This is a genomic window from Ruminococcus sp. CAG:330, from assembly GCF_000437175.1.
Taxonomy (GTDB): Bacteria; Bacillota; Clostridia; order Oscillospirales; family Ruminococcaceae; genus Ruminococcus_C.
Window position 1 is genome coordinate 1 of record NZ_FR897992.1, and the last position, 3745, is coordinate 3745.

5 protein-coding genes are annotated in these 3745 nt (G+C 57.9%); 2 read left to right on the plus strand and 3 right to left on the minus strand.

Features of this window, described 5'->3' with window-relative positions:
• Positions 1 to 45: 45 nt before the first annotated feature.
• From radA to QZL66_RS01210, 3 genes are all read right to left on the minus strand, one after another.
• Entirely contained in the window at positions 46 to 1446 is a 1401-nt protein-coding gene (gene radA / locus QZL66_RS01200) for a DNA repair protein RadA (protein WP_022409945.1), read from the minus strand.
• A 117-nt stretch (positions 1447 to 1563) separates the two neighbouring features.
• Positions 1564 to 2295 carry an N-acetylmuramoyl-L-alanine amidase gene (locus tag QZL66_RS01205; protein WP_022409946.1) on the minus strand — a complete coding sequence of 244 codons (732 nt, stop codon included), beginning with the start codon at positions 2293 to 2295 and terminating at the stop codon, positions 1564 to 1566.
• A gap of 105 nt (positions 2296 to 2400) precedes the next feature.
• Positions 2401 to 2919 (minus strand): hypothetical protein, encoded by a 519-nt coding sequence (locus tag QZL66_RS01210; RefSeq protein ID WP_022409947.1) that lies wholly within the window; start codon positions 2917 to 2919, stop codon positions 2401 to 2403.
• A 119-nt stretch (positions 2920 to 3038) separates the two neighbouring features.
• Here QZL66_RS01210 and QZL66_RS01215 point away from each other — a divergent pair, with 119 nt between their 5' ends.
• Together QZL66_RS01215 and QZL66_RS01220 are read left to right on the plus strand one after the other, a co-directional pair.
• On the plus strand, positions 3039 to 3473 hold the full coding sequence (locus QZL66_RS01215; protein ID WP_022409948.1) for a hypothetical protein: 435 nt from the start codon (positions 3039 to 3041) through the stop codon (positions 3471 to 3473).
• A 12-nt stretch (positions 3474 to 3485) separates the two neighbouring features.
• Positions 3486 to 3671, plus strand: coding sequence for a hypothetical protein (locus QZL66_RS01220; RefSeq protein WP_022409949.1), 186 nt, complete (start codon positions 3486 to 3488; stop codon positions 3669 to 3671).
• Positions 3672 to 3745: the final 74 nt, after the last annotated feature.

The following is a 3745-nucleotide window of genomic DNA, read 5'->3' on the forward strand; positions in this document are numbered from 1 at the left end:
CCACTTCCGGTGCGCCTGCGGTTTTTGTCTGTCATGCAATACGCTTTATTGCAGTTCCTCCGCTGCATCTCTGGCATCCTTTTCCAGTACCGCAAACGCCTGCCGCAGATTGCGCACACCGGCGATTCGAATCTGATAGGTACCGCCCTGCAATTCCCGCAGGCACTGCTGCGGCACGATGCACCGGCGAAATCCCATGCGCTCTGCCTCCAGCACACGCCGGCGAATGTGGGAGATGCCACGCACCTCTCCGCCCAGTCCCACTTCTCCGAACGCCACCGTCTTCTCCGAGATAGGCTTGTCCACCAGGGAGGAGTACAGGCAAAGCGCCACCGCCAGATCTCCTGCCGGTTCGTCCAGCTTGAATCCGCCGACCACGTTCAGGTATACGTCCAGCGTCCCGAAAAACAGTCCCAGATGCTTTTCCAGCACAGCGATGAGAATTACCATCCGGCTGTAATCGAAGCCCTGTGTCTGCCGGCGTGGCGCAGAGAATCCGCTCTTGGTGGCGAGCACCTGAATTTCCGCCAAAATGGGGCGGGAACCCTCCAGCATACACGTCACACAAGTTCCTGAAACGCCCTGCGGTCTGCCCTCCAGCAGCATGGCGGAGGGATTGGGCACTTCGTGGAGTCCGCTGTCCTGCATCTCAAATACGCCGATCTCGTTGGTAGAGCCGTAGCGGTTCTTCACCGCACGCAGCAGCCGGTAAGAGAGATTGCGTTCTCCCTCAAAATACAGCACAGTGTCCACAATGTGCTCCATGACTTTCGGGCCGGCAATGGCACCGTCCTTGTTCACATGGCTGACGATCCAGATGGGGATATCCAGCTGCTTTGCCGTGTGCATAAACAGATTGGTGCACTCCCGCACTTGGGTAAGGCTGCCGGGGCTGGAGGAGATGTCCTCCAGATGCATGGTCTGGATGGAGTCGATGATGACGATCTCCGGCTTGCTGGCTGCGATGGTGTCGCAGATGCTCTGGGCATCCGTCACCGTCAGCAGATAGAGCTGCGCCGTGTTCACTCCAAGGCGCTGCGCCCGCAGCTTGATCTGCTTGGCGGATTCCTCGCCGGATACATAGAGCACCGTGTGCGCCTCACCGAAATACTGGCAGATCTGGAGCAGCAGCGTGCTCTTACCGATGCCGGGTTCTCCGCCCAGCAGGACGATCGACCCCCGCACCAGACCGCCGCCCAGCACCCGATCCAGCTCCCCTACACCGGTGTGATAGCGCACATCGGCGGAGGTGTCCACGTCCTGTAGCTCCTGAATCTTCTCGGACAAGTCCACCGGTTTCCGGCGGCCGTTTCCCACCGCCTGCGTGGGCAGCGGGACATCCTCTTCCAGGGTATTCCACGCCCCGCAGGAGGGGCACTTTCCGTTCCACTTGGCGCTCTCGTAACCGCATTCCGTACAGCGGTAGATGGTCTTTGGTTTTGCCATAGGGATTCTCCTTTGCCGTAATGGGATACTTCTATTATACCATAAACAGGCGGGCGTTTCAAGGTTCGGGCGAGTTTGCGAAAAAGCGCAGCCCCACGCTACAGGGCTGCGCATTTTTCACTTGGTTCCATTCAAATACTGGTTCAATCCGGCGAACACCGTGAACGCCACCTGCTGCTGATACTCCTCCGTTTCCAGCAGCGCAGCCTCCTCCGGATTGGAGAGGAATCCGCACTCCACCATGACGGTAGGATTCTCGCTGAAATAGCACAGGTACAATTCTTTTCCGCACTGCTTGATCTCTCTGGTGTTCTCCGGCTGGAGCTGCGCCACAAAGGTATCTTGCAAGGTCTGCGCCAGCGCACCGCTGCCTCTGACGTTATCCGAATAGAACATCTGTGCGCCGGAATACGCCGGATCGGTGAACTGGTTCTGATGGATGGAGATACAGATGGCGTTGTCGTACCGGTTGAACAGTTCCAGCCGGTTGTCCATGTCCGAACTCTTCTGGCTGGCAATGCCCTCTATGCCGTCGTCGTGGATGCTGCGGTCTGTGTCCCGTGTCACCTCCACGGTGTAGCCCTCCATTTGCAGCAGATCCCGCAGGCACAGCAGAATATGCAGATTGATGCCCTTTTCCGGCACACCGTTGACGGAAGAACAGCCCCCGTCCATTCCGCCGTGTCCGGCATCCAGAATAATGATGGGCGGTTCTTCCTCCGGCATCGCCATGGTAGAAACCGCCTGACGAATGCGTGTGCCCCCAAAGTAAATTGCCGCAACGCTGACACCGCAGACCGTCAGCAAAACCGCCGTGCGTTTGGCAATGGATTTCCACGTGCATTTCATAGTACACCCTCCCGTTTTTGGTATAGTCTATGCCGCACAGGAAAAAGATATGCCCTCCCGAAAATCGGGAGGACATCCTCTTTCCGCCAGTCCGCACAAAGAACGCTACCGGCGCTTCCGGTATTGCAGCTCCGCCGGATCAAACCCCGCCAGCGTCAGGCGGTAGGAGATCCAGACCGCTGCCGGCGGAATGAGATTCAGCACAGCGAGGATAATCACCTGCGGCCAGCGCAGCAGAGAGACCTGCACATCAATGCTCATGATATTGCAGAGCTGCCAGAACGCCGCATCCAGCAGCTTATACCACCGAAAAAAGGTGTCCGGCAGCACGCCGGCACGTGCCAGAATCAGAGCAATCCCCAGCAGCAGATACGGCAGCCCGATCATGGCGCTGAAGAGCAGCCCCCGGCGTGCGGTATCCTCCCGTTTGCTCCGCTGATCCTCCCTGCCGCGCCGCACGGCAAAGTTCACGCACAGGCAGATCAGCACGCCGATGGTGCAGATAGTGCTGACCGCCCGAACAGGCGTTCCGTGGAATACCGCCAGCGTCAGCGTCAGAAACAGACAGAGCGCCTCAGCAAACAGATAGTAGCCCGCCGCTCTCGCAAAATTTTTCAATTCCATAAAATACCTTTTTCGGGGAAAACTAACAGCCATGCCGCCGCATATTCTGCACAGATAGCGGGAATTCTAAGGAAGCAGACGCCAAGCGTCTGTTTCAAAAAGGAAGGAAGTGTCCGCAAATGCTGGAGCCGCAGGAGCGAACCCTGCTCAACGGATTCTACAAAAACGCCTCCGTGGGCGCAGATGCCACCGTCAACATTCTGGACAAGGTCACCCATCCCGACCTGCGGGAGGAGCTTTGCACCCAGCTGGAGTACTACCGCAAGCAGAAGCAGGAGATCTGCCGGCAGATGCAGGAGGCATACGCCATGCCGCAGGAACAGGGCGCTATGGCAAAATTCTGTGCCAACGTCAGCCTGCAAATGCGCTGTATGGGAAATCAGAGCAACAGCAACATCGCCAAACAGATGCTGGAGGGCACCAACATGGGCGTCATCCAGCTCACACAGCTCATGCACCGCTGTCCCGATGTGCCGGAAAAGCTCCGGCGGCAGGGCAGCGAAATTGTACGCCGGGAAGAGGCGTACATGGAGCGCCTGAAGCCCTATTTATAAGGAGGGGATTCCATGAAACAGGAGAAAAAGCCGTCCGCCGGCAGACACACCGGCACAGAGGCAGAGATGAAGATCTACACCCCCCACACCGCCGAACAGAAAGCCGGCGCACCGTCCGCTGTGATTTCCGATCAGGCACCGGTGCGAATCTACCAGCGTCCATTTAAGCCGAACCAGCCCACCTCACCGCTGGGTTAACTGAACCATCTTTTGAATCTGTCTTTTCATCAAAACAGCGGCTGCTTTGTCCCGGTCAAGGGGCAGAAGCAGCC

Excerpts from the sequence above, each read along its gene's own strand:
- radA (WP_022409945.1), bottom strand. The coding sequence starts at position 1,446 with ATGGCAAAACCAAAGACCATCTACCGCTGTACGGAATGCGGTTACGAG.
- QZL66_RS01205 (WP_022409946.1), bottom strand. The coding sequence starts at position 2,295 with ATGAAATGCACGTGGAAATCCATTGCCAAACGCACGGCGGTTTTGCTG.
- QZL66_RS01210 (WP_022409947.1), bottom strand. The coding sequence starts at position 2,919 with ATGGAATTGAAAAATTTTGCGAGAGCGGCGGGCTACTATCTGTTTGCT.
- QZL66_RS01215 (WP_022409948.1), top strand. The coding sequence starts at position 3,039 with ATGCTGGAGCCGCAGGAGCGAACCCTGCTCAACGGATTCTACAAAAAC.
- QZL66_RS01220 (WP_022409949.1), top strand. The coding sequence starts at position 3,486 with ATGAAACAGGAGAAAAAGCCGTCCGCCGGCAGACACACCGGCACAGAG.